General features: G+C 73.9%; 21 protein-coding genes and 1 pseudogene. 16 read left to right on the forward strand and 6 right to left on the reverse strand.

The genetic code is table 11. The features are described from left to right. The 8 genes from AC1C2V_RS13590 to ettA all read left to right on the forward strand — a co-directional run. The coding region (locus AC1C2V_RS13590; RefSeq protein ID WP_495390163.1) for a transposase family protein at window positions 1-190 on the forward strand (190 nt) is incomplete at its 5' end. A gap of 100 nt (window positions 191-290) precedes the next feature. Beyond that, complete coding sequence (locus AC1C2V_RS13595) at window positions 291-1,376, forward strand: Glu/Leu/Phe/Val family dehydrogenase (RefSeq protein ID WP_495390164.1); 1,086 nt, start codon at window positions 291-293, stop codon at window positions 1,374-1,376. 15 nt (window positions 1,377-1,391) lie between these two features. Further along, on the forward strand, window positions 1,392-1,643 hold the full coding sequence (locus AC1C2V_RS13600; RefSeq protein WP_495390165.1) for an imine reductase family protein: 252 nt from the start codon (window positions 1,392-1,394) through the stop codon (window positions 1,641-1,643). Next, entirely contained in the window at window positions 1,640-2,506 is an 867-nt protein-coding gene (locus AC1C2V_RS13605) for an NAD(P)-dependent oxidoreductase (RefSeq protein WP_495390166.1), read from the forward strand. Before AC1C2V_RS13600 ends, AC1C2V_RS13605 begins: the two co-directional genes overlap by 4 nt. Before the next feature lie 102 nt (window positions 2,507-2,608). Then, window positions 2,609-4,282 carry a GTPase gene (locus tag AC1C2V_RS13610; RefSeq protein WP_495390167.1) on the forward strand — a complete coding sequence of 558 codons (1,674 nt, stop codon included), beginning with the start codon at window positions 2,609-2,611 and terminating at the stop codon, window positions 4,280-4,282. Beyond that, a complete protein-coding gene (locus tag AC1C2V_RS13615) occupies window positions 4,279-5,919 on the forward strand; it encodes a GTPase (protein ID WP_495390168.1) in 1,641 nt (546 codons plus the stop codon). Before AC1C2V_RS13610 ends, AC1C2V_RS13615 begins: the two co-directional genes overlap by 4 nt. Window positions 5,920-5,968: 49 nt before the next feature. Further along, entirely contained in the window at window positions 5,969-6,493 is a 525-nt protein-coding gene (locus AC1C2V_RS13620) for a single-stranded DNA-binding protein (protein WP_495390169.1), read from the forward strand. Window positions 6,494-6,629: 136 nt separating this feature from the next. Further along, window positions 6,630-8,312, forward strand: a complete 1,683-nt coding sequence (gene ettA, locus AC1C2V_RS13625) for an energy-dependent translational throttle protein EttA (protein WP_495390170.1) — start codon at window positions 6,630-6,632, stop codon at window positions 8,310-8,312. Here ettA and AC1C2V_RS13630 read toward each other — a convergent pair. Then, window positions 8,288-8,626: a WCX domain-containing protein gene (locus AC1C2V_RS13630; protein WP_495390428.1), complete on the reverse strand. Its 339-nt coding sequence runs from the start codon at window positions 8,624-8,626 to the stop codon at window positions 8,288-8,290. The two genes, ettA and AC1C2V_RS13630, sit on opposite strands and share 25 nt — an antisense overlap. Continuing rightward, the gene (locus tag AC1C2V_RS13635) at window positions 8,623-8,841 is read right to left on the reverse strand and encodes a WYL domain-containing protein (protein ID WP_495390171.1); all 219 of its coding nucleotides are present in this window, start codon (window positions 8,839-8,841) and stop codon (window positions 8,623-8,625) included. The genes AC1C2V_RS13630 and AC1C2V_RS13635 overlap by 4 nt, the downstream gene beginning before the upstream one ends. Window positions 8,842-9,145: 304 nt before the next feature. On the opposite strand from AC1C2V_RS13635, the pseudogene AC1C2V_RS13640 reads away from it, so the two are divergent. From AC1C2V_RS13640 to AC1C2V_RS13660, 5 genes and pseudogenes are all read left to right on the forward strand, one after another. Next, window positions 9,146-9,428 (forward strand): annotated as a pseudogene (locus tag AC1C2V_RS13640) (RidA family protein); the annotation flags it as partial. 77 nt (window positions 9,429-9,505) lie between these two features. Then, complete coding sequence (locus AC1C2V_RS13645; protein ID WP_495390172.1) at window positions 9,506-10,480, forward strand: phosphotransferase family protein; 975 nt, start codon at window positions 9,506-9,508, stop codon at window positions 10,478-10,480. A 70-nt stretch (window positions 10,481-10,550) separates the two neighbouring features. After that, entirely contained in the window at window positions 10,551-12,620 is a 2,070-nt protein-coding gene (locus tag AC1C2V_RS13650; RefSeq protein WP_495390173.1) for a dynamin family protein, read from the forward strand. Next, window positions 12,617-14,320, forward strand: coding sequence for a GTPase (locus tag AC1C2V_RS13655; protein ID WP_495390174.1), 1,704 nt, complete (start codon window positions 12,617-12,619; stop codon window positions 14,318-14,320). Before AC1C2V_RS13650 ends, AC1C2V_RS13655 begins: the two co-directional genes overlap by 4 nt. Before the next feature lie 101 nt (window positions 14,321-14,421). Then, complete coding sequence (locus tag AC1C2V_RS13660; protein ID WP_495390175.1) at window positions 14,422-14,925, forward strand: acyl-CoA thioesterase; 504 nt, start codon at window positions 14,422-14,424, stop codon at window positions 14,923-14,925. Window positions 14,926-14,937: 12 nt separating this feature from the next. On the opposite strand, the gene AC1C2V_RS13665 is transcribed toward AC1C2V_RS13660, so the two are convergent. Then, window positions 14,938-15,861 (reverse strand): acyl-CoA thioesterase, encoded by a 924-nt coding sequence (locus AC1C2V_RS13665; RefSeq protein WP_495390176.1) that lies wholly within the window; start codon window positions 15,859-15,861, stop codon window positions 14,938-14,940. Window positions 15,862-15,887: 26 nt separating this feature from the next. Beyond that, window positions 15,888-16,295 carry a globin gene (locus AC1C2V_RS13670; protein ID WP_495390177.1) on the reverse strand — a complete coding sequence of 136 codons (408 nt, stop codon included), beginning with the start codon at window positions 16,293-16,295 and terminating at the stop codon, window positions 15,888-15,890. A gap of 104 nt (window positions 16,296-16,399) precedes the next feature. On the opposite strand from AC1C2V_RS13670, the gene AC1C2V_RS13675 reads away from it, so the two are divergent. Next, window positions 16,400-16,648, forward strand: coding sequence for a PTS sugar transporter subunit IIB (locus AC1C2V_RS13675; RefSeq protein ID WP_495390178.1), 249 nt, complete (start codon window positions 16,400-16,402; stop codon window positions 16,646-16,648). Between the two features lie 17 nt (window positions 16,649-16,665). Here the strand turns inward: AC1C2V_RS13675 and AC1C2V_RS13680 are convergent, their stop codons facing one another. Beyond that, window positions 16,666-17,763, reverse strand: coding sequence for a mechanosensitive ion channel family protein (locus tag AC1C2V_RS13680; protein WP_495390179.1), 1,098 nt, complete (start codon window positions 17,761-17,763; stop codon window positions 16,666-16,668). A gap of 265 nt (window positions 17,764-18,028) precedes the next feature. On the opposite strand from AC1C2V_RS13680, the gene malQ reads away from it, so the two are divergent. Both malQ and AC1C2V_RS13690 read left to right on the forward strand, forming a co-directional pair. Continuing rightward, window positions 18,029-20,164, forward strand: coding sequence for a 4-alpha-glucanotransferase (malQ, locus tag AC1C2V_RS13685; protein ID WP_495390429.1), 2,136 nt, complete (start codon window positions 18,029-18,031; stop codon window positions 20,162-20,164). A gap of 161 nt (window positions 20,165-20,325) precedes the next feature. Next, window positions 20,326-21,318 carry a type IV toxin-antitoxin system AbiEi family antitoxin gene (locus tag AC1C2V_RS13690; RefSeq protein ID WP_495390180.1) on the forward strand — a complete coding sequence of 331 codons (993 nt, stop codon included), beginning with the start codon at window positions 20,326-20,328 and terminating at the stop codon, window positions 21,316-21,318. A 190-nt stretch (window positions 21,319-21,508) separates the two neighbouring features. Here AC1C2V_RS13690 and pepN read toward each other — a convergent pair whose 3' ends face one another. After that, window positions 21,509-24,058, reverse strand: coding sequence for an aminopeptidase N (gene pepN / locus AC1C2V_RS13695; RefSeq protein WP_495390181.1), 2,550 nt, complete (start codon window positions 24,056-24,058; stop codon window positions 21,509-21,511). Window positions 24,059-24,103 lie beyond the last annotated feature (45 nt).

Raw genomic sequence — 24,103 nt, forward strand, 5'->3', positions numbered from 1 at the left:
AGCCGAGCGCACCGAGTTCGCCAAGATCTGGAACGCCTCGGTCGCGTCCATCCGCGCCGCCGTCGAACGCACCATCTCCCACCTGAAGAACTGGAAGATCCTCGCCACCGGATACCGCGGCCGCCTGGCCGAACTACCCCGCGTGATCCGCATCGTCACGAACCTCGAGCTCTACCGCCTGGGATGGTGACCGTGAATAGCCCTCTAACATCACCAACTCGGGCACCGTGCGGTTCGCGCGAAGCTGGTTTCGTCGCGCACCTAGCGTTTACGATCGATTTACCACGAAGATGCGGCACGAGAAGAACGGAACACAAATGGATGAGACGTTACCGAGTCCTGGTCGTGACCCATCGATCTTTCGTCAGCTCGAGGCGACCGAGGCCGCGCAAATTCTATTCGGCTCCGACCCAGCAACTGGATTGCGCTCCATCATCGTGATTCACGACGCCACGCTCGGCCCGGCGTTGGGTGGCGTCCGCATGTGGCCGTACTCCGATGAAGCCGAAGCAATCGCCGACGGGCTGAAACTCGCACGAGCAATGACGCTGAAAGCAGCCGCGGCCGGGCTCAATCTCGGCGGGGGCGCGAGCCTTATAATCGGCGATCCGGCAACCGATAAATCTGAGGCTTTGCTTCAGGCGCACGCCCGGTATGTTGCCACTCTCGGCGGTCGTTTCATCCCCGTCAATGACGTAGGAACTGACCAGGCCGACATGGCAATCATCTCGCAAATTGCCTCGCCTGTGTGTGACTCAGGGGACCCGTCTCCATTCACCGCACTCGGTGTCGTTGAGTCGATTCGTGCGTGTCTCCGAATCCAGGGCGAATCGGGAGACCTTGCCGGAAAGCGAGTGGCGGTCCAGGGCGCTGGGAACGTCGGATCGAATCTCACGAGGATGCTTCGAGCAGACAACGCCCAGGTGGTGATTTCGGACGTCGTGCACAGCAGGGCCGTGCGCGTCGCGAGCTTGTACGGGGCTGAGGTGGTTGCGCCGACCGCTTTGATGCGAGAGCACTGTGATGTGTTCGCCCCATGCGCATTGGGAGGCGTCCTCACTGACGCGACGATCCAGGAACTTCGGTGCCGCATAATCGCAGGCGGTGCGAATAACGTCCTCGCTGATCCGTCGCTGGCAAGCACGCTCTCCGAGGCCGGAGTTCTGTACGCCCCCGACTTCTTAGCCAGCGCCGGTGGCCTGATCTTCCTCGAGGAGAAGTTGCTCCAACACGACGACCAGCACGCATTCGCGCGCGTGCGCTCGGTAGGAAAGCTGGTCGAAGACGCTTTAACGCGAGCGTCGCGTGAAGACGTCCCAGTATTGCAGGCGGCGATAGATGCAGCTCAGGCGAGAATCACCGCCAGGCGTGCGTAGCCGCGTTGTGTCGCGATGCTCGCGGCGGGCGACGGCGAGGGGGCGAGCACCGGCGAGCAGATCGACGCCGGGCGGCACCCGGGCCACCTGAGCACCGCGACGATGATGGGTGCCACCGCCGACCACCTGGTCACCGCCAGCGCGACGGCGGGGATCGACGTCGGGCTGCCGCGGGCCGTCCAGGCGCACTACCGCCGTGCGATCGACGACGGTCACGGTGGCGACAGCTGGACGCGCGTCATCGACGGCATCCGGGACCCGCGATGACCGGCCCGACCTCGACGGAGCCGGGGTCGGTCGCGCTGCTCGGGCTCGGCGTCATGGGGCGGGCGCTCGCCGCGACCCTGCTGGACGCCGGCCTCGACGTCACGGTCTGGAACCGGTCACCTGGCCGCGACGCGGAGCTGCTGGAGCGCGGCGCCCGCCGCGCGCCCGGCGCCCGGGAGGCCGTCATCGCGGCGCCGACCGTCGTCGTCTGCCTCGACGACCATGCGTCGGTGCACGAGACGCTCGATCCGCTCGTCGAGCAGCTGCGGGGCCGCGCCGTCGTCAACCTGACCACGACCACCCCGAACGAGGCCCGCGAGCTCGCGCGCTGGGCGTCCGGGCACGACGTGCGGTACCTCGACGGGACCCCGCCGATGATCGGCGGCCCCGGTGCGGAGATCCTGTACAGCGGCGACGAGGGCGTGTTCCTCGAGGCCCGCGGCCTGCTGGACCGGTGGGCCACGAGCGCGTACGAGGGCAACGACCCCGGCCGGGCGTCGCTGCTGGACCTCGCGATGCTGTCCGGCATGTACACGATGTTCGCGGGATTCCTGCACGGTGCCGCGATGGTGGGCGCCGACGGCGTCGATGCCCGGAGCTTCGCGCGCCGGGCGGCGCCGTTCCTCGCCGCGATGACGGGAGCCTTCGCCGTCGACGCCCAGGTGGTGGACGGCGGCGACTACTCCGTGCCCACGCAGACCCTGGACTGGTCGGACCTGGGGCACCTCGTGCGCGCGAGCGAGGAACAGGGCGTCGACCCCGCGCCCATCGCCATGGTGGAGGAGCTGCGCCGCCGCCAGGTCGACGCGGGGCACGGCGCGGAGGACTTCGTACGGATCTACGAGAGCCTCCGCCGCCGCTGACCCGCCGGCTCGGTGGAGGCCGGGGCGCGCGCCGCACGGGGATCGCCCGCCCGTGCGGCGTGCGCGTTTGGCACGGCCGGTCCCAACGGCAAGGATGTGCCCGTGACCCCTTCCCTGGAAACCCGCGCCTCGCGCCGCGCCGCGAGCAGGAGAGCGGCGGGGGCGAGCGAGGAGATCGGCGTCACCGTCCACGACGTCGCCCGCGACCTGCGCCGCGACGTCGCCGCCGTGAAGCTCCCGCTGCCGATCGAGGGCGCCGAGGACGCGGCGGCCTCCCGGGACCGGCTGCTCGCCCAGCTGGACGAGCACCTGCTGCCGCGGCTCAAGGAGCTGTCCTCGCCGGCCGTCGTCGTCGTGGCCGGGTCGACCGGGGCCGGGAAGTCCACCCTGTACAACTCGCTGCTCGGCGAGAGCGTCTCCGAGGCCGGGGTGCTGCGCCCCACGACGCGCGAGCCCGTACTCGCCCACCACCCCCTGGACGCCGACGTGATGTCGACGGGGCCGGTGACGGAGCTGTCGCGCGTGGTGCAGCACGAGGGCGTGCCCCGGGGTACGGCGCTGCTCGACGCCCCCGACCTGGACTCGTTCGTGCAGCGGAACCGATCCACGGCGCACCAGCTCCTGGAGGCCGCCGACCTGTGGCTCTTCGTCACCACCGCCGCGCGCTACGGCGACGCCCTGCCGTGGCAGGCGCTGTCCCAGGCGACCGAGCGTGGCGCGTCCGTGGCCATGGTGCTCAACCGGGTCCCGAAGGACACGCTCACCACGGTGCGCGGCGACCTGCTGCAGCGCCTGCGCGAGCACGGCATGACGGACGTCCCGCTGTTCGTGATCCCCGACGTCGGGCCGCACGAAGGGCTGCTGGACCCGTCGGTCGTGCAGCCGGTGCGGCGCTGGCTGACCATGCTCGCCGGCCCCGACCGGTCGCGGGCCGTCGTCGTGCGGACCCTCAAGGGCGCGCTCGGCGCGCTGCCCGGCTGGGTCACGTCGCTGGCGGACGCGGTCGACGCGCAGCAGGAGGCGGCCGACGTGCTGCGGCGCCGGGCCGAGGAGGAGATCCCGGCGGCCGAGCGGCTGGGCCGCGACGCGGTGGACGCCGGCGTGGTCGCGGGCGCGTCCGTCGAGGCGCGCTGGCGCGAGCTGTCCGGCTCCGCGGGCGTGGATCGCGTGAAGGTCCGCGGTGACCGTGCACGCAGCACCCGGCGGGCCGGCCGGGCCCGCGAGGCGGCCCTGGAAGGGCTGCGGTCGGACGTCCTCGACGCGGCGACGCGCACGCTCGTCGCGTCGGGTGCGCGGGTCGAGGAGCGCCTGCGCGCCGTGCTCGCCGGGCCCGGGGCCCCGGCGGGGGGCGAGGCGGTCGTGCCGGACGGCGCCGCTCGGGCCGCCGCGCGTGAGTCCGGGGTCCCGGGGCGCGTGGCGGACTGGGCGGCGCGGGCCGATGCGCTCGTCGAGGAGCTCACCAGCGGGTCCGGCACCAGCGTCGGCGCGCCGCGCCTGGCGGCCGCGGTCAAGGCCTTCGGCCCTCGCGGGCTCGCGACGCTGCTCCTTGCCTCCGCCGCGGGCAGCGACGATGCCGACCGGCTGCTGGCCCGCGTGCTCGGCGACCAGGCCGACGGGCCCGTCGCCACCCTGCGCGACGACCTCGGCGACCGCGCGGCCGCCGTCGTGGACGCCGAGGTGCAGGCCGTGCTGGACGCCCTGGGGCCGCCCGATTCCGTCGACGACGCGGCCGCGGGGCTGCACGTTCGACTCGCCGAGCTGAGGAGGCTGACATGACGTCCGCAGGGAACGCCGACACCGCGGAGGCAGCGGGGACTGCGGGCGCCACGAACGGCCCGTCCCACGACGCCACCCTTCGCGCGCGCACCGAGGACCTCGCCCAGGCGCTCGAGATCGCCGGCCCCCGGCTCGACGACGCGACGTCGAGCCGCGTCGCGGCCGCCGTCGACGGTGTGCGGCAGCGGCTCGCGCTCGGCGTCGACCACACGGTGGTGGCGTTCGCCGGCGGCACCGGCTCGGGCAAGTCGAGCCTCTTCAACAAGGTCTCCCGGCTGAGCTTCGCGGACGTCGGGGTCAAGCGGCCCACGACGGCACGCGTGACGGCCTGCTCGTGGTCCGACGGCGCCGAGGCGCTGCTGGACTGGGTGGGCGTGGACCGCGAGCGCCGCATCACGCAGGGCGGCGAGCTGGACGGCGACGACGACGAGAAGCTCGCCGGCCTGGTGCTGCTCGACCTGCCGGACCATGACTCCGTCGAGCCGGCGCACCGCGAGGTCGTCGACCGGGTGCTGCCGCTGGTGGACCTCCTCGTGTGGGTGGTGGACCCGCAGAAGTACGCGGACGACGCGCTGCACTCGGGCTACCTGCGGGACTCCGTCGGCTCGGAGTCGTCGATGGTGGTGCTGCTCAACCAGGTGGACACCGTCCCCGACTCGCAACGGGAGAACTTGCTCGCCGACCTGGCCCGGCTGCTGGAGGACGACGGCCTCACCGGCGTGTACGTGCAGGGCGTCTCGGCGCGTACGGGCGAGGGGATCGACCGCGTGCGGGGCCTGCTGGAAGAGGCGTGCGCGCGGCGGTCGGTGGCGGCGGGCCGGGCGGCGGCCGAGCTCGACGCGGCGGCGCGCCTGCTCCTGGCGCAGACCCCGGCGGAGGTGCCGTGGCAGATGGCACCGGCCGTGCAGCGCGAGCTCGACGCGCTCGTCGCCGCGACGGGCCTGGAGGCCGTCGCGAGCCAGGTGGGCAACGCCGTGCGCGACGGTTATGGCCGCCCCGAGGTGCCGCCGCCGGACCGTGACGCGGTCGCGCTGTCGCGGGCCCGCTGGCTCACCCGCGCCGGGGCGTCGCTGCGGCCGGGGTGGCAGCGGTCGCTGGCCGCCTCCGTCGCGGGGGCCGACCAGCTGCGCACCTCCGTGGCCGGGGCGCTGCGCGGCCTCGCGCTCGACACCCGCGGCCCGGCCTCGGCCCGGGTGCTGCGCCGGACGGCGTGGAGCCTGGCCGCCGTGGCCCTGGTGGCGGCGGTGGCGGGGGTGCTCGCGGTCACGGGCGTTCTCGACCTCGCCTCCCCGTGGCCGGCGGTGCTCCTCGGGCTCGCCGGCGCCGCCGCGGTCGCGGCGGTGGTGGTGTGGTTCGTGGGTACGACGGCCCGACGGCGGCTGGCGCGGCGTCGTGAGCAGGCCGTCGCCACCGCGGGCCGGGCGGCCCTCGAGCGGGTGCTCGCCGAGGGGCTCGGCGAGCCGACGCAGAAGCTGCTGCTGGAGCACCGCCGGGTGCGCGAGCTGGCGCAGGCGGCCACCGAGCTCCCGTCGTCGCACCCGCTCACCGGGGTCCTGACGCTGCCCACAGGGCGCAATCTGGCGTCGTCGTCCACAGATTCCTCGAAGGCCTCGCCGGAGAGGGCGTCGCGCGACTGATCCTGGGCCTGTCGCCGGCGCCCCGCCGGCGCGAGCCGAGGAGAAGCGCATGAACGAGGTCAGCATCACCGTGAACGGTTTCGTCGGGACCAAGCCGACGCTGAACCGGTCGCCGAACGACGTCGAGTGGACCACCTTCCGAGTGGCGAGCACGCGGCGCCTGCGCGACCAGCGCAGCGGCGAGTGGTCCGACGGGCAGACCCTGTGGTTCACCGTGAAGTCGTTCCGGTCGGGGGCACGCAACGTCGCGGGGTCCCTCGCGCAGGGCGACCCGGTGGTCGTGACGGGCCGGCTGTCCACCGAAGAGTGGCAGGACCGGGAGGGCAAGGACCGCTGGCAGCTCGTCATCGACGCGAACGCCGTCGGCCCGGACGTCACGCGGGGGCTGGCACGGTTCACGCGCGTCGTGGACCGCGGCGACGGGGCCGGGGCCGACGGCGGGGCGGCCGGCGACGCGACGGGGGGCTCCGACGTCGGGCCCGCGGAGGACCCGTGGGCCGGGACGCCGGCGGGTGCCGACGCCCTCGAGGACGAGCCCGTGCCGGACGAGGAGCCGGTACCGGTCGGTGGCTGAGGCCCGCGTGTCGCGTAGGCTGGTGGACCGGCCGAGATGCCGGTCCTCCAGCCTTCCCGCCGGAGCCGTCAGTCTCGACACATCTCGAACCGAATCTCCGGATTCTCCGTGCGATCGAACGGTGGAAGCAGGGCCAGTGGCTGAGTTCATCTACTCCATGTACAAGGCGCGCAAGGCGCACGGTGACAAGGTCATCCTCGACGACGTGTCGCTGAACTTCTATCCCGGCGCCAAGATCGGCGTCGTCGGCCCCAACGGCGCCGGGAAGTCCACGATCCTCAAGATCATGGCCGGCCTTGAGCAGCCGTCCAACGGCGAGGCCCGGCTGTCTCCGGGCTACACGGTGGGCATCCTCCTGCAGGAGCCGCCGCTGAACGAGGACAAGACCGTGCTCGGGAACGTCGAGGAGGCGGTCGGCCCGATCAAGGCCAAGATCGACCGCTTCAACGAGATCTCCGCCCTCATGGCCGAGCCGGACGCGGACTTCGACACGCTGCTCGCCGAGATGGGCACGCTGCAGGAGGAGATCGACGCCGCGGACGCGTGGGACCTCGATTCCCAGCTCGAGCAGGCGATGGACGCGCTGCGCTGCCCGCCGCCGGACGCCGACGTGACGGTGCTCTCCGGCGGTGAGCGACGGCGTGTCGCGCTGTGCAAGCTGCTGCTGGAGAAGCCCGACCTGCTGCTGCTCGACGAGCCCACCAACCACCTGGACGCGGAGTCGGTGCTGTGGCTCGAGCAGCACCTGTCGGCGTACCCCGGCGCCGTCCTCGCCGTGACGCACGACCGGTACTTCCTCGACCACGTCGCGGAGTGGATCTGCGAGGTCGATCGCGGCCGCCTCTACCCGTACGAGGGCAACTACTCCACCTACCTGGAGAAGAAGCAGGAGCGCCTGCAGGTCCAGGGCAAGAAGGACGCCAAGCGCGCGAGGCGTCTCAAGGAAGAGCTCGAGTGGGTGCGCTCGAACGCCAAGGGCCGCCAGACCAAGTCCAAGGCCCGCCTGGCCCGCTACGAGGAGATGGCGGCCGAGGCGGAGCGGACGCGCAAGCTCGACTTCGAGGAGATCCAGATCCCCGCGGGCCCGCGCCTGGGCAGCCTGGTCCTCGAGGCCACCGGCCTGCAGAAGGGCTTCGACGGCCGCCAGCTGATCGACGGCCTGAGCTTCACGCTGCCGCGCAACGGGATCGTCGGCGTCATCGGCCCCAACGGCGTCGGCAAGACGACCCTGTTCAAGACGATCGTGGGCCTGGAGCCGCTGGACGGCGGCGAGCTCAAGATCGGCGACACGGTGAAGATCTCCTACGTCGACCAGTCGCGCGGCGGCATCGACCCCAAGAAGACGCTGTGGGAGGTCGTCTCCGACGGGCTCGACTTCATCAAGGTCGGCAACGTCGAGATCCCGTCCCGCGCGTACGTCGCGTCGTTCGGCTTCAAGGGTCCGGACCAGCAGAAGCCCGCGGGCGTGCTGTCCGGCGGTGAGCGCAACCGGCTCAACCTGGCGCTCACGCTCAAGCAGGGCGGCAACCTGCTCCTGCTCGACGAGCCGACGAACGACCTCGACGTCGAGACCCTCGGCTCGCTGGAGAACGCACTGCTCGAGTTCCCCGGCTGCGCCGTCGTGGTCTCCCACGACCGGTGGTTCCTCGACCGCGTGGTGACGCACATCCTCGCCTACGAGGGCACGGAGGAGGACCCGGCGAACTGGTACTGGTTCGAGGGCAACTTCGCCTCCTACGAGGAGAACAAGGTCGAGCGACTGGGCGCGGACGCGGCGCGCCCGCACCGCGTGACCTACCGCAAGCTCACGCGCGACTGAGCGCGACTGCGAGCACGCCACCGCGCGCGACGCCCCCGACACCCCCGAGGTGCCGGGGGCGTCGGTCGTCGTGGCGCCTGAGTCGGGGTCTCCGTAGCGCGCGGCGGGGGCGGCCGCACGCTCGCGCAGGGCGGCGCGCGCAACGACGGCGGGGTCAGCGCCTCCGCGTCCGTGCCGAGCTGCCACAGCGCCCACTCGGCGTGACGTGAGTCCTGGAACGTCGCTTCCAGCCGCAGCCAGCCATGGTCGTCAGGTTCCTCGGAGTGGACGGCCAGCGCGGTGCCCACCAGCTCCTCGCGCCGCGCCGGGCTCATCCGAAGCCGCACGCTGACCTGCTCGCCGCCGCCCTGAATCGGGTGCTACGTTCCCGCCAGGCCTGGCCCAGGTCGACCTTGTCGGAACGCTGGGCCGGCTCGGGCAGCAGTTCGGCGGCCAGGATCCGGGACATCCGGTAGGTACGGTCCGCGCCGGACGTCGTGGCCAGCAGGTAGCCCTTGGCGCGCACGGTGACCAGGCCGATCGGGTCCACCGTGCACCTTCTCGGTGACGTGCCGGCGTGAGAGCAGGTCGGTCTCCGGGTCGACGAGGAAGCGCTGGGCGACGTCGAACGCGGTGGTGCGGTGGTTCTGGGGCAGCGCGTCGACCCCCTTGCGCGGGGCCGAGGCAAGCGCCGAGCCGAGGCCGAACACCTGGCCGCCTCCCTTCGACCCGGCGGTCAGCAGGGCCAGTGCCTCGTCGTGGTTCAGCCCGGTCAGCCCGGTCAGGTCGGTCCGGAACCCGGGCGGCCATCGAGCCGGCGGGCGGGCGTGCCCCACGAGTCGAATGGAGCTGATGTGGCGACGGAACGAACGGCGGTCAACCTGGCGACGTGGTCGGTGGAGGGGGGGCAATCAGGGCGAGGCCGTCTCCGGGCACAGCCGGACCCTGTGCATCTCGGGCCAGACGGCCATGGGTGCCGGCGGTGAATCCCGGCACGACGGCGACATGGCGGCGCGGCTGGCGCTGAGCCTCGACAACCTGGAGGCGGTGCTCGACGCGGCCGACATGACCCTCGCGGACCTGGTCCGGCTCAACGTCTACTCCACCGACGTCGACCTGCTCTTCCGGCACTACGGGCACCCATGCCCTGCCCCACCCGTCCGCGGGCCACAAAATGATTGGGGTGAACCGCCCTGGCCGGTGATACTCCCGGGATGAGCGCCACGAGCCCCACCCGGACCCGCCCCGTCTGGCCCGGGCTGCCCGCGCCCGTGCGGGCCGCGATCGAGTCCCGCCTCGGCGCGACCGTCAGGAGCTGGACCAGCCACGACGGCGGCTACTCGCAAGGGCTCGCCTCCACGCTGCGCACCGACGACGGCGCGGTGTTCGTCAAGGCGATCGGGCCCGAGCACCCGTTCACGGTCGGGATGTACCGCGAGGAGGCGCGGCGCGCGGCGCTGCTGCCCGACGGCGTCCCGACGCCGCGGATCCTGTGGTCCACCGAGATCCCGGCGCCCGGCGCTGCGGGTCGGGAGGCGTGGGTCGCACTCGCCTTCGAGACGTTCGACGGCCGCGGACCGACGATGCCCTGGGACGACGGCGACCTCCGGGCCGTCCTCGACCTCGCGGTCGCGGTGAGCGAGCACACCGTCGCCGCGGGCGCGCTCCCCGACCTCGCGTCGGAGCTCCCGACCGAGCAGATGCGACTGCTCGCGGCCGAGACCCCGGCCGGGCTCGCGACCTACGACCCGTGGCTGGCCGACCACCTCGACCGGCTCGCCGACGTCGAGCGGGGAGCCCCGGCCGCGGTCGCCGGAAGCGCGCTGGTGCACGGCGACCTGCGGGGCGACAACGCCCTGCTCGTGGCCGACGGGCCGGGCGGCGGCACGCGGGCGCTCGCCGTCGACTGGCCCAACGCGGCGCGCGGGGCGGCGTTCTGCGACCTCGTGGGGATGCTGCCGGCCGTGCAGGTCGAGGGCGGCCCGGAGCCGGAGGAGGTGCTGCGCCGCCGGCCGCTGCCCGCGGGAACGGACCAGGCCGCCGTCACGGCGTACCTCGTGGCCCTCACCGGGTATTTCGTGCGCTCGTCCCTGCAGCCGCCGCCCCCGGGCATCCCGCACGTCCGCGCCTTCCAGCGTGCCCAGGGCGGGGCCTGCGTGGCCTGGCTGCGCCGCCGCCTCGGACCCTGACCGGACCGGCGCCTTGCCCCGGAACGGCCCCGGACCTGCGGCGATCGTCGGTCGTGGGCACACTGGGCTCATGACGGACCCGGACGCCGCGCCTGCCCCGACCCCTGGGAGCCAGGCGGACGACCGGCCGCAGGACGCGCCGGACCCGCCGGGTCCGTCGACCGACGCGCTCGTGGAGTCCCTCGACGCGCTGCGCGCACGTCTCGCGGCGCTGCGCCTGTCGCTGGAGACGCCGGGAGTGGCCGCCGCGCGGGCCGACCTGCGCCAGGCGGTCGACCAGCTCGACGACTACCTGCTGCCGCGGCTGCGGTCGGAGCGGGCGCCGCTGCTGGTCGTGGTCGGCGGCTCCACCGGGGCGGGCAAGTCGACGCTCGTGAACTCGCTGCTGGGCGAGCCGGTCTCGGCGCCGGGCGTGCTGCGGCCCACGACCCGGGCGCCCGTGCTGGTGCACCACCCGCTCGACGCGCGTTGGTTCACGACCGACCGGGTGCTACCCGGGCTGGCGCGGGTCACCACCTCCGGGACCCTGCCTGGCACGGGGACCGCCCGGACGGACGTGGTGTCCGACAGGTCGTCGGGCACCGCGTCGGGGGAGGGCCCCGCGGCCTTGCGGCTGGTGGCGAGCGACGCGCTGCCGCAGGGGCTCGCCCTGCTGGACGCGCCCGACATCGACTCGGTGGAGACGGCGAACCGCGAGCTGGCCACGCAGCTGCTGGGCGCGGCCGACCTGTGGCTCTTCGTCACCACGGCGGCGCGCTACGCCGACGCCGTGCCGTGGGACCTGCTGGGCCAGGCCGCGCGCCGTCGCGCGCAGGTCGCGATCGTGCTGGACCGGGTGGACCCGGGCGCCGAGGTGGTGGCCGAGGACCTGCGCCGCATGACGGCCGAGCACGGGCTGGGCGACGCGCGCGTCTTCGTGCTCGCCGAGGCGGCGGAGTCGGGACCCGGTGCCCTGGTGGACGGACTGCTGCCCGAGGCCGCGGTGGCCGAGGTCGCGACCTGGCTGTCCGGCCTCGGTGGCGACCCCGAGGCGCGGGCCCGCGTCATCGCGGCCACGCGGGACGGCGTGGTGGACGACCTGGTGCGCCGCGCCGTCGCGCTCGCGGAGACCGCGGACGGGCAGGAGGTGGCCGACGCCCGGCTGCGCGACGCCGTCCGCCGCTACCACGCCGAGGCGCTGGAGCAGGTGGAGGCGGCGACCTCCGACGGGGCGCTGCTGCGCGGCGAGGTGCTCGCGCGCTGGCAGGACTTCGTCGGCACGGGTGAGTTCTTCCGCTCCGTCGAAGCGGGCGTGGGCCGGGCGCGCGACGCCGTGGTGCGCTTCTTCCGGGGCCGGCCCAAGGAGGCCCCGCAGGTGGAGCAGGCCATCGCGCACGGCCTGGAGTCCGTCATCCTCGACGCGGCCGAGCAGGCGGCGGAGCGCACCTACGTGGCCTGGCGCGGCGACTCGGCGGGCGCGGCGCTCCTGGAGGGTCTGGACCTGGCGCGCGTGCCGGCCGCGCTGCGCGGGGAGGTGGCCGAGCAGATCCGCGGCTGGCAGGAGGACGTGCTGGCGCTCGTGCGCGAACAAGGCGCGTCCAAGCGCGGCACCGCCCGCGCCGTCTCGTTCGGGGTCAACGCGCTGGGCGTCAGCCTCATGGTGATCGTCTTCGCCTCGACGGCAGGGCTCACCGGCGCCGAGATCGGCATCGCGGGCGGCACGGCGGTGGTGGCGCAGAAGCTGCTCGAGGCCGTCTTCGGCGACGAGGCCGTGCGGCAGCTCGCCGCCCAGGCGAAGGAGCGGCTGCAGCGGCGCGTCGACGCCGTGCTGCGCGGGCAGGCGGCCCGGTACACCGCCCAGCTCGACGCGCTCGGGACGCAGACCACGGGGGCCGACGGCGTGCGCGCCGCCGCCCACCGCGTCGCCGCGGCCGCCCGCGCCGAGCGCGCCGCCCGGTCCGTCCCCGACGAGGGCGCGACGCGGCCCTGGAGCGGCGGCCTGCTGCGCGGGGCGGGGACACCTCGGGCGCCGCTCGGGCCCGACGGCCGCGAGGTGGGGGATGCCGCCGAGGGTGAGCCCGTCGCGGACGCCCCCGTGCGCCGGGGCGGATGGTGGTCGCGGTGGCGCGGCCGCGACCGGCGCGAGGAGGAGGACGAGTGAGCCGCATCGATCTCGCGGACCGTACCGGGGCGCTGGAGTCGGCGGTGGTGGCGGCGAGCGGCCGGCTGGACCGCGCGCTCCTCGACGAGGCGCGCGGCGTCGTGACGCGGTCGCGGGAGCGCGGCGGGCTGTCGGCGGAGCACACGGTGGTGGCGCTCGCGGGAGCCACCGGGTCGGGCAAGTCCAGCGTGCTCAACGCCGTCACGGGTACTGAGGTCGCGACCGTCGGCGTGCGGCGGCCCACGACGTCGCACGCCGTCGCGGCGGTGTGGGGCGAGGGCGCGGGCCCGCTGCTCGACTGGCTCGAGGTCCGGCGGCGCGTGGAGATGCCGGTGCCGACGACGGACGACGAGCCCGCCGGCCGGAACGGACGGCGCGGCCTGGCCCGCCTGCGCGGGCGGCGTGGCCCGGCGGGCATCTCGACGGGGCTGGTGCTGCTGGACCTGCCGGACCACGACTCGGTGGTCGTGGAGCACCGTGTGCGGGCCGAGCGCCTGGTCGAGCGGGCGGACCTGCTGGTGTGGGTGGTGGACCCGCAGAAGTACGCCGACGCCGCGCTGCACGAGCGGTACCTGCGCCCGCTGGCCGGGCGGGCCGAGGTGGTCGTGGTGGTGCTCAACCAGGTGGACCGGCTCTCCGACGCGGAGACGGACGCCATGCTGGCCGACCTGCGCCGGCTGGTCGCCGCCGACGGGCTCGACGGCTCGCGGGTGCTGGCGGCGTCGGCGGCCACGGGGCAGGGCATGGACCAGCTCAGGGGGCTGCTCGCCGACGCCGCGGCGCGCCGCGAGGCGGCCACCGCGCGCCTCACGGCGGACCTGCGGGCCGCGGCGCAGCGGATCTCCGACGCCTGCGGTGCGAGCCCGTCGCTCCGCCCGGGGGACCGCGCCGCCGCCGCTCTGGTGGCCGCCCTCGAGGACGCGGCGGGGGTTCCCACGGTCGCCCGGGCGGTGGCCGCCGCGCATCGTCGCGACGCGCACCTCGCCACCGGATGGCCGGTGACGCGCTGGATGTCCCGGCTGCGGCGCGACCCGTTGCGCCGCCTCGGCCTGCGCCGCGACGACGAGGGCGAGCCGCAGGACCGGCCGGATCTGGTGCGGAGCTCGCTGCCCACCACCCGGCCCGCCGTGCGCGCCGCCGCGGCCTCGGCCGTGCGGCGCTACGTCGACGAGGTGACCGATGGCGCGCCCGATCCATGGGTGCTGGTGGCGCGCGCCCGCGCCCAGGACGCGATCGACCGGCTGCCGGGCGACCTGGACCAGGCCGTGGTGGGCACGCAGCTCGAGGCGGCCCGCCGCCCGCGGTGGTGGGCGGTGGCCGGCGCCGTGCAGTGGCTGCTGCTCGCCGCCGTGGTCGTGGGGCTGCTGTGGCTCGCGGCCGCCGCCGTGCTGGAGTACTTCCGGCTGCCCGCGCTGATCCTGCCCGTGGTTTCGGTGGACCTCACCGGCGCCGGCGGCGGAGTCCTCGAGGTCCCGTGGCCGACCCTCCTGGCGCTCGGCGGCCTGCTGGCCGGCCTGCTGCTCGCGCTGGTCGCCCGGGCGGCCGCGGCCTGGGGCGCGCGGCGGCGCTCCACGCGGGCCCGCCGCCGCCTGCGGGCGTCCGTGACGGGTGTCGCGGACACGCTGGTCCGCGGCCCGGTCACCGACGAGCTGGGCGCCCTCGCGCGCTGCCGCGCGGCCGCGGCGATAGCGGCCGGCTGACGGGGTGCGGCTCGCGTCGATTCCCGGCCGATTCCTGGCCGATTCCCGTCCGATCCCCGCCGATTCCTGAGCCGCCCGAGCGGCGTGCGACCATGCGACCCATGACCCGTCTGCACGTCCCCGTCCCCCTGCGCTGGTCCGATCTCGACGCGTACCAGCACGTCAACAACGTCGCGATGTTCCGCCTCCTGGAGGACGCGCGCATCACCGCGTTCTGGAGGCACGAGGGTGCCGTGGCCGGCGAGGAGTGGCCCACCGCGATCCTCGACACGGGCCCGCACGCGACGTCGCACACGCTGGTGGCCGGGCAGCAGATCGAGTACCTGCGCCCGCTGGCGTTCTCGCGCACCCCGGTGCGCGTGGAGATGTGGATCGGCTCGCTCGGGGGCGCGAGCCTGGAGGTCTGCTACGAGGTGCACGACGGGGTGCCGGGCGGTTTCCCGCGCTCAGGTCCGGCGTCCGGGGGCAAGGCGTACGTGCGGGCGGTGACGACGATCGTCGTCGTCGACGCCGCGACGGGAGCGCCGCGGCGCCTCACCGGCGACGAGCGCGCGACCTGGGAGCAGTTCGCCGAGGAGCCGGTCGAGTTCCGCCGCCGCCGCTGACGCCAGCGCCCGTCAGGCGGGCAGCCGGAGCATGCCCTCCTGCGCGATGCTCGCGACCAGCTGACCCTCGCGGTCGTACACGCGGGCCAGGCCGAGGCCCCGCCCGCCCTGCGCGCCGGGCGACTCCTGCACGTAGAGCAGCCAGTCGTCCGCGCGCGCGTCGCGGTGGAACCACATCGCATGGTCGAGGCTCGCCATCGGCACCGTGGCGCCCACGTCGGTCCACGACTTGCCGGCCTGGCGCAGCACGGGCTCCAGCATCACCTGGTCGCAGGCGAACGCCAGCAGCGCGCGGTGCAGCAGCCGGTCGTCCGAGTCGATCGCGTGCCGCGCGCGGACCCACACCTGCTGCGTGGGCTTCGGTTCCGGGTCGGGGCCGAGGTAGAGCGACCTGCCCACGTGCCGCAGGTCGAACGCGGACTCGTGGGACCAGAAGCGCGCCGCGGGGTGGTCGAGACCCTGGAGCACCTCGATCGCGGACGGCACGTCCTCCGGCGCGGGGACGCCGTCGGGCCCTGGGGCAAAGGTCTCGTAGCCCGGCTGATCCACCTGGAACGACGCCGTCAGCGACAGGATGGGCCCCCCGGCCTGCAGGGCGTGGGTGCGGCGGGCGCTGAACGACCGCCCGTCGCGCAGCCGCTCCACGGCGAAGTCGATCGGCGCCTCGAGCTTCCCTTCCCGCAGGAAGTATGAGTGCAGGGAGTGCGGCAGCCGGTCGTCGGTGACGGTGCGGCCGCACGCGAGCAGCGCCTGGGCGAGCACCTGCCCGCCGTAGACGCGCCGGCCCGGGCCGGGCACGCTGTCCCCGCGCCACAGGTCGTCCTCGCCGCGCGGGCCCCAGCCTTCGACCTCGCGCAGGTCGAGCGCGGCCAGGAGGCGGTCCAGGGCGTCCGGGATGGCCCCCGGGGCGGGCGTGGTGGTGGTCGTCTCGCTCACGCTCACTCCTCGGTTCACTCGGCGGGTCACTCGTCGAAGGTGTTGATCATGGAGAACGCGGCGCGCTCCAGGTAGTCCCACAGCTGCGACTCGTGCATCGGGGCGAGGTCCAGCGTGTCGATGGCGGCGCGCATGTGGTGCAGCCAGCGGTCGCGGGCGTCGCGGTTCACCCGGAACGGCGCGTGGCGCATGCGCAGGCGCGGGTGCCCCCGCTGCTGGCTGTACGTCGTCGGGCCGCCCCAGTACTGCTCGAGGAACAGGGTGAACCGCACCTTTGCGGGGCCGAGGTCCTCCTCGGGGTACATGGGGCGCAGCACCTCGTCCGTCGCGACGCCCTCGTAGAAGACGTCGACCAGGCGCTCGAACGTCGCGTGCCCCCCGACGGCGTCGTAGAAGGACTCGGGGGAGGGCACGGGTGAAGTCTGGTCCGTCACCGGGCCATCCTCCCAGACACCCGCGGTGCTGCTGCCCCCGACCGCACGCCCGGGGGGTTACGCTGGTCACGGACCTGCAACGACGCACTCCACGGGAGGCCCCTATGACCAACTCGGCGCACAAGGCGGACGACATCCTCGCGGCGCTCGGCGGCAGCCGGAACGTTGTCGAACTCGAGCCCTGCATCACCCGGCTACGGGTCGAGGTGAGCGACCCAGCCCTGGTCGACGAGCCGGGCCTCAAGGCATCGGGCGCGTTCGGCGTGGTCCGGTCGGGTCGCGTCGTGCAGGTCATCGTGGGCCCCGAGGCGGACGACCTTGCCGCGCAGATGGACCCGCTGCTCGTCTACTGACCGCAGGCGCGCTCCCGTCAGTCCTCGGAGTCGACGCCCTGCTCCAGCGCACGTGTCTCGGCGTCCGCACCGGAGCGCAGCACGCCCGCCCCGCGGAGCTCGGCCTGCGCGAGCCGGCGCATCTCGCGCGAGACCGTCCACTGGTCGCCGGGGCGCGTCTGCGCGTGCAGCGTGAAGGTCATCGTGATGTCGTTCACGGCGTCGACCCCGCGCACGGACGGGGCCTCGAGCAGCAGCGGGGACAGCGCGGGGTCCGCCTGGACGGTGCCGGCCGCGCGACCGAGGGCGGCCCGTACCACCTCGACATCGGCGTGCACGGGCACGCGCACCTCCGCGACCGCGCGCGACCACTGCTGGGTGAGGTTGCCCGCCCGCAGGATCTCCCCGTTGCGCACGTACCAGAGGGTGCCGTCGAAGGCCCGCACCTGTGTCACGCGCAGCTGCACCTCCTCGACGGTGCCGACGGCGCCCGAGCCCAGGTCGACCGTGTCGCCCACGCCGAACTGGTCCTCCACCAGCAGCAGGATGCCGGAGATGAAGTCCTTCACCAGGCTCTGCGCGCCGAAGCCCAGCGCGACGCCGGTGATCCCAGCCGCGCCGACCAGCGGACCGACCGGCTGACCGAGCTGCTGCAGGATCATCAACGCCACGATCGTGCCGACCACGATGTTGGCGGTGGACCGCAGCACCGAGCCCACGGTGCGGGCGCGCTGGGCACGCCGCTGGCTGGCCTGGGCGCCCGCCAGCGGGTTGGCGAGCGCGAGCGCGTCCTCGACGAACGTCGTGCGGCGCAGGTAGCCGCGCCAGGTGCCGGGCGACTCGCTCGACGCGGCCACGTCGGTCGTCTTCGTGCCGGCCCCCGTGGCGATGCGCTCGGTCACGTGCCCGATCACGCGGCGCAGCAGCGCAAGCACCAGGCCGCCGATCGCGAGGATGATCAGGATGTGCAGGGGCCAGCTGGTGAACCAGTCCCAGAAGGCGTTGCCCGCCTCGGCGGCCGCCTTGGCGCCCTCCTCGACCATGCCGCCGGTGTCGGAAGGGCTCGGCGTGGGGGTCGGCGCCAGGCTCGTCGACGTCGGGGCATCGGAGTGGATGGTGAGTACGAGGGGGGTCACCCGACCACGGTAACGATCGCGGGCAGCACGATGAAACGGGCGCCCGGCCCGGTCCGGCGCCGCGTGGGCGGACTGCCGGGTACCGCACGGGATGGCAGGATCGTCCCGTGAGCGAGGACCTGCCGACCCCGGACGAGACGCCCGACGACGCGCGCGCGGATGCGCCCGAGGGGCGGCGGACGTGACGCCCGACGATCAGCACGACCAGGCCGGTGACCAGCACGACGACCAGCACGACGACCAGCACGACGACCAGGCCGCGGATCTGGCCGGCGACGAGCTGCGCGAGCTCGCCGCGGCGCACGGCGTGCTCACCGAGCACGACGGGTTCGGCGGCGAGGAGGTGCCGTCGCCCGCGTCGACGCTCGTCGCCGTCCTCGCCGCGCTGGGCGTGCCCGCCGGTTCCCCGCAACAGGTGACCCACAGCCTGCATCGCGCGCACGACGACGAGTGGCGGGCCGTGCTGCCCCCCACGGTCGTGGTGCGCGAGGGCTCGGACACGCAGATCCCGGTGCACGTCACCGACGGCGCGGCCGTGCACGTCTGGCTCGAGGTGGACGGCGCCGAGCCCGCGGCGCGGGAGCACGCCGTGCGGCCCCGCCGCGACCTCGAGCAGCTGGACGTCACCGTCGAGCCCCGGACCGTGGACGGGCGGCGTGTCGGGCGCGCCGCGTTCGCCCTGCCCGGCGACCTGCCGCTGGGTTGGCACGCCCTGCACGCCCTCACGGAGGGGCACGAGACCCGGGCCACCGTCGTCGTCACGCCGCGCCGGCTGGAGCTGCCCTCGGGGCTCGAGGACGACCAGTGGTGGGGCTTTCTGGTGCAGCTCTACTCCGTGCGCTCGCGCACGTCCTGGGGCGTGGGCGACCTCGCCGACCTGACCGACCTCGCCTGGCTCACCGCGCACCGCGCCGGGGCCGACTTCGTCGGGGTGAACCCGCTGTCCGCCACGGAGCCCGTGACGCCGCTGACGGCGTCGCCGTACCTGCCGACGAGCCGGCGCTTCCTCAGCCCCCTGTACGTGCGGGTGGAGGACATCCCGGAGACCGCGTACCTCTCGGCGGCCGACCGCTCCCTCGTGGAGTGGGCCGCGGACCCGGTGCGCGACCTCGAGGCCGACCCGGGTGCGATCGATCGCGACGGCGTCTGGGAGGCGAAGAAGGCGGCCCTCGAGGTGGTGTTCACGGCGCCGCGGCGCGCCGCCCGCGAGGCCGCCTACGAGGAGTTCGTCGCCGAGGAGGGCACCGGCCTGCGCGACTTCGCCACCTGGTGCGCGATCGCCGAGCACCTCGGCAGCCGCCCCCGCCCCGACGAGCTCGGTGACCCGGCGTCGCCCGCCGTCGCCGCCCTGCGCGAGCAGCTCGCCGAGCGGGTCGAGTTCTACACCTGGCTGCAGTGGGTGGCCGACGAGCAGAAGCAGACGGCCCAGCGGGTGGCGCGCGAGGCCGGGATGCGGATCGGCATCATGCACGACCTGGCCGTGGGCGCCCACCCCGAGGGCGCCGACGCGTGGGCCCATCGGGACGTGCTGGCCAGGGGGGTTTCCGTCGGCGCGCCGCCGGACATGTACAACCAGCAGGGCCAGGCCTGGTCGCAGCCGCCGTGGAACCCTCGCGCGCTCGCGCGTGCCGGGTACGCGCCGTACCGCGACATGCTGCGCACGGTGCTGCGGCACGCGGGCGCGCTGCGGGTGGACCACGTGCTGGGCCTCTTCCGGCAGTGGTGGGTGCCCGACGGCATCGAACCGGCCTCTGGGGCATACGTGCGGTACGACCACGAGGCGCTCGTCGGCATCCTCTGCCTGGAAGCCCGGCGCGCCGGGGCGCTCGTGGTGGGGGAGGACCTCGGCGTCTTCGAACCCTGGGTGCGCGACGAGCTCGCCGACCGGGGCGTCCTCGGCACGTCCGTGCTCTGGTTCGAGAAGGAGGACGGCCGCCCGCTCGAGCCCGAGAAGTACCGCCGGTCGTCGCTCGCGACCGTCGGCACGCACGACATGCCGCCGACCGCGGGTTATCTCGCGGGCGAGCACGTGGACCTGCGCGAACGCCTCGGCCTCCTCGCCGACAACGCGCAGGAGCTGCGCAGCGCCGCCCGCGCCGAGCGGGACGCCGCAGTGCTGGCCCTGGCCATGCGGGGCCTGGTGTCCGACCACCCGTCCGAGCGAGAGATCGTCGAGGGGCTGCACCGGTACCTGCGCAAGAGCCCGGCAGCCCTCGTGGGCGTGCAGCTCGTGGACGCCGTCGGGGAACGGCGGGCGCAGAACCAGCCGGGCACCGACCGGGAGTACCCGAACTGGAAGGTGCCGCTCGCCGACGGCTTGGGCAACGTCGTCCTGCTGGACGACCTCTTCGACAACGCCCGGCTGCGCTCCCTCGTCGACGCCGTGCGCACCGCGAGATAGAGACCCCCTCCCGCCGAGATAGAGAACCCCCGGCGACGAGATAGAGAAGCAGTCAGCGCGAGATAGAGAAGCCTGCCCCCAGGAGGGCCTCGGTCAGAGTTGTCCACAGATCGTCGGTCCGACGTCGACGGCACGGCTCGGGATTCAGCATCCTGTCGACCGTGACCTGGACACGTCCCGCGCCGCCGCCGCTGATCCCGCCCGCCTTCCCTCCGCTCCTGACGGCGCGAGGGCTGCCCGAGGTCGAACGACTCGCGGAGGTCGATGCCGAGCTGACGCGTCTGCGCCCCGGCATCTATGCTCCGCCGTCCCCCGACGCGCCGGCTGCGGTCGCGCGGCGAGACCTTGTGCTCGCCCGGGTGTCTGCTGCATGGAGCCAGCTCGACAGCGAGGTCTGGTTCAGTCACGAGACGGCGGCTCTCCTGCACGGGATGTGGACCTATCGACTCTCCGACCGGGTGCACCTCACGCAGCTGTACCCGCCCCAGATCCGCCGCGAGGACGACTCGTGGGACCACCGCTTCCTCGTGACCCGGCACTGGACGAGGCTGCCGTCGCGTGATCGTGACGAGGTCGCGGGGGTGCCGGTGACGAGCCTGGAACGCACGGCGGTCGATTGTGCGCGGGGCCTCCCGTTCGGCTCCGCTCTCGTCGTGATGGACTGCGCCCTGCGACACGGCGCCGACCGCGCGCTCGTACGCCGGATCGTCGAGGAGTCGCGCGGGAAGCGCGGCGTGGTCCAAGCCCGCCAGGTGCTGGCGGTCGCCGACGGCGGGTCGGGGTCTCCGGGGGAGACGCTGACCAGGTGGGGCCTCGTCGAGTCGGGGCTGCCGCAGCCGACCACGCAGATCCCGGTCCTGACGTCCCTCGGCCCGAGGTGGGTGGACCTGGGCTGGCCCGCGGCTCGGGTGGGCATCGAGTTCGACGGCGAGGTGAAGTACACCGTGCTGGCGGACGGGGATCCCGACGAGGTGCGCCGTCGGGAGCGCGCCAGGCAGCGAGCCATCGAGGAGCAGGACTGGCGCATCGTCCGCTCCGACTGGCCGGACATCGATCAGCCGCACGCGTTCCATGTCAGGGTGCGGCGCGCGCTGGCCGGGCGGGCGCACCGCATCCTGTCGGGGGCGAGAGGTGCCGCACAGCGGCAGCCCTGACCGGCGGTACGACGAACGCCCCCGGAGGTCAGGACCTCCGGGGGCGTTCGCTTGCCGGGACCACCTTCTCTATCTCGGCCGGTCGCCTTCTCTATCTCGGCCGGTCGCCTTCTCTATCTCGGCGGGCTCGGTTCTCTATCTCGGCGTCCAGGGTTCTCTATCTCGAGGTGGTGGGTTCTCTATCTCGCGGTCAGGCGTCGGCGGCCTGGGCACCGAGGGCGCGCTCGGTGCCGGCGAGCTGCTCCACGACCAAGCGGCGCAGGGCTGCGGGGGCGTCGGCGTGGGCGTCGAGCCAGCTCCGGACGGCGTCGCGGAGTGCGACGGAGGCGAGCGGCGCCGGGTACAGACCCTCGATGAGCTCCTCCGCGATGTGGTAGCTGCGCGTGGTCCAGATCGGCAGCAGCGCGTCGACGTAGCGGGTGGCGAACGGCTCCAGGACGGCGGCGTCCGTGACGTGCACGAAGCCTGCGGCCGTGGCGCGGATGATCGCGTTGGGCACGTCGGTCCGGTCGACGACGGAGGCGAACGCGGCCTCCTTGCCCTCGACGGTCGGCGCCGCGGCACGCGCGCGGGCGGCCGCCTGCCGGCCGGTGGCCGTGTCGTCCTGCGCGAGGCCGGCGTCGATCTCGGCGGCGCCGGCGGCGCCGAGGAGCACGAGGCTCTCGAGCAGCTCCCAGCTCAGGTCGGTGTCCACGCTGAGGCCGCCCAGGGCGGCCGACCCGTCGAGCAGCCCGCGCAGCGGCACCACGTGCGCGGGCGTCGACGCGAGCGCCGCGAAGAACTTCACGAGCTGCAGCTGCAGGTCGGAGCCGGGCGCCGCGTCCTGCGCGAGGGCCCACAGCGTGTCGCCGATGCGCGCGAGGGTCTCCGCACGCCGCGCGGGCGCCACGTAGGACCGCGCCGCCAGCCCGAGCTGGTTCAGCGTGGTGCGCACCGTCGTCGACTCCGTCTCGGCGGCGATGTTGCCGAGCACCAGGTCCACGTACGCCGAGGCCGGGGTCTCGCCGTCACGCACCGCGTCCCAGACCGAGCCCCACACGAGAGAGCGGGCCAGCGGGTCCGCGATCTGCCCGAGGTGCTCCACGGCGAACGCGAGGGAGGCGTCGTCGAGCCGGATCTTGGCGTAGGCGAGGTCCTCGTCGTTGAGCAGGACGAGCGCGGGGCGCTCCCTGCCCAGGAGCTCCGGCACGTCGGTGCGCTCGCCGTCGACGTCGATCACGACCTGGTGGGTGCGGGTGAGGCTGCCGTCCACGAGGTCGTAGAAGCCGATGCCGAGGCGGTGCGGCCGGATCGTGGGGTAGTCCGCGGGGGCGGACTGGAGCACCGCGAAGCCGGTGATGCGGCCGTCGGCGTCGGCGAGCTCCGGGCGCAGCGTGTTCACGCCCGCGGTCTCGAGCCAGGCCGCCGACCACGCGGTGAGGTCGCGGCCACTGGTGGCCTCGAGCTCGACGAGCAGGTCGCGCAGCTCGGTGTTGGACCACGCGTGCTTCTTGAAGTACGCCGACACGCCCCCGAGGAACTCGTCCCGGCCGACCCACGCCGCGAGCTGCTTGAGCACTGAGGCGCCCTTGGCGTAGGTGATGCCGTCGAAGTTGACCTGAACGTCGTCCAGGTCGCGGATCTCCGCGACGATCGGGTGGGTGGAGGGCAGCTGGTCCTGGCGGTAGGCCCACGTCTTCTCCATGGCGGAGAAGGTGGTCCACGCCGCCTCCCACTCGGTGGCCTCGGCGGTGGCGAGCGTCGACACGTACTCCGCGAACGACTCGTTCAGCCACAGGTCGTTCCACCACTTCATGGTGACCAGGTCGCCGAACCACATGTGCGCCAGCTCGTGCAGGATCGTCACGACGCGGCGCTCGCGGACGGCGTCGGTCACCTGGGAGCGGAAGACGTATGCCTCGGTGAACGTCACGCAGCCGGGGTTCTCCATCGCGCCCATGTTGTACTCAGGCACGAACAGCTGGTCGTACTTGTCGAACGGGTACGGCACGTCGAACGTCGACTCGTAGAAGGTGAAGCCCTTGCGGGTGGTCTCCATGATGTAGTCCGCGTCGAGGTGCTCGGCCAGCGACGAGCGGCAGAAGACGCCGAGGGGGATGGTCCGCCCGTCCGACGACGTCAGCTCGCCGCGCTGCACGGCGTACGGGCCGGCGACGAGGGCCACGAGGTAGGACGAGATGCGCGGGGTCGGCTCGAAGGTCCATGTCGCGGTGTCGGGCTCGGTCGCGTGCGTGGTCGGCGTCGGCGTCGGCTGGTTCGACACGACCTGCCACGCGGCGGGGGCGGTCACCGTCACCTGGAACGGGGCCTTGAGGTCGGGCTGCTCGAAGGTGGCGAAGACACGGCGGGCGTCCGGCACCTCGAACTGGGAGTAGAGGTAGACCTCGCCGTCGACGGGGTCCACGAAGCGGTGCAGGCCCTCGCCGGTGTTGGTGTAGGCGCAGTCGGCGACGACGCGCAGCTCGTTCTCGGCGGCGAGGTCGGCCAGCGCGATGCGCGAGTCGGCGAACACCTCGGCGGGGTCCAGCGAGCGGCCGTTGAGCACGATCTCGCGGACGGACGGGGCGACGAGATCGACGAACGTGTTCCCGCCGGGCGACGCGGAGAACCGGATCACGGTGGTGGACGCGAAGGTCGTGGGTCCGGTGGTGAGGTCGAGATCGATGGCGTACGACTCGACGTCGGTGACGACGCCGGCGCGCTCGATCGCCTCGGCGCGGGTCAGGTTCTCTGCGGGCACGGGTTCTCCCTCGGGGTCGGTGGTCCCGCGCGTGATGGGGCGCGC

This window comes from Isoptericola sp. Y541 (assembly GCF_059445465.1).

Coding starts and splice junctions, on each gene's coding strand:
- AC1C2V_RS13600 (WP_495390165.1), top strand. CDS start 1,392: ATGCTCGCGGCGGGCGACGGCGAGGGGGCGAGCACCGGCGAGCAGATC.
- AC1C2V_RS13615 (WP_495390168.1), top strand. CDS start 4,279: ATGACGTCCGCAGGGAACGCCGACACCGCGGAGGCAGCGGGGACTGCG.
- AC1C2V_RS13595 (WP_495390164.1), top strand. CDS start 291: ATGCGGCACGAGAAGAACGGAACACAAATGGATGAGACGTTACCGAGT.
- AC1C2V_RS13675 (WP_495390178.1), top strand. CDS start 16,400: ATGACCAACTCGGCGCACAAGGCGGACGACATCCTCGCGGCGCTCGGC.
- AC1C2V_RS13620 (WP_495390169.1), top strand. CDS start 5,969: ATGAACGAGGTCAGCATCACCGTGAACGGTTTCGTCGGGACCAAGCCG.
- AC1C2V_RS13630 (WP_495390428.1), bottom strand. CDS start 8,626: ATGAGCCCGGCGCGGCGCGAGGAGCTGGTGGGCACCGCGCTGGCCGTC.
- AC1C2V_RS13605 (WP_495390166.1), top strand. CDS start 1,640: ATGACCGGCCCGACCTCGACGGAGCCGGGGTCGGTCGCGCTGCTCGGG.
- AC1C2V_RS13645 (WP_495390172.1), top strand. CDS start 9,506: ATGAGCGCCACGAGCCCCACCCGGACCCGCCCCGTCTGGCCCGGGCTG.
- AC1C2V_RS13660 (WP_495390175.1), top strand. CDS start 14,422: ATGACCCGTCTGCACGTCCCCGTCCCCCTGCGCTGGTCCGATCTCGAC.
- AC1C2V_RS13650 (WP_495390173.1), top strand. CDS start 10,551: ATGACGGACCCGGACGCCGCGCCTGCCCCGACCCCTGGGAGCCAGGCG.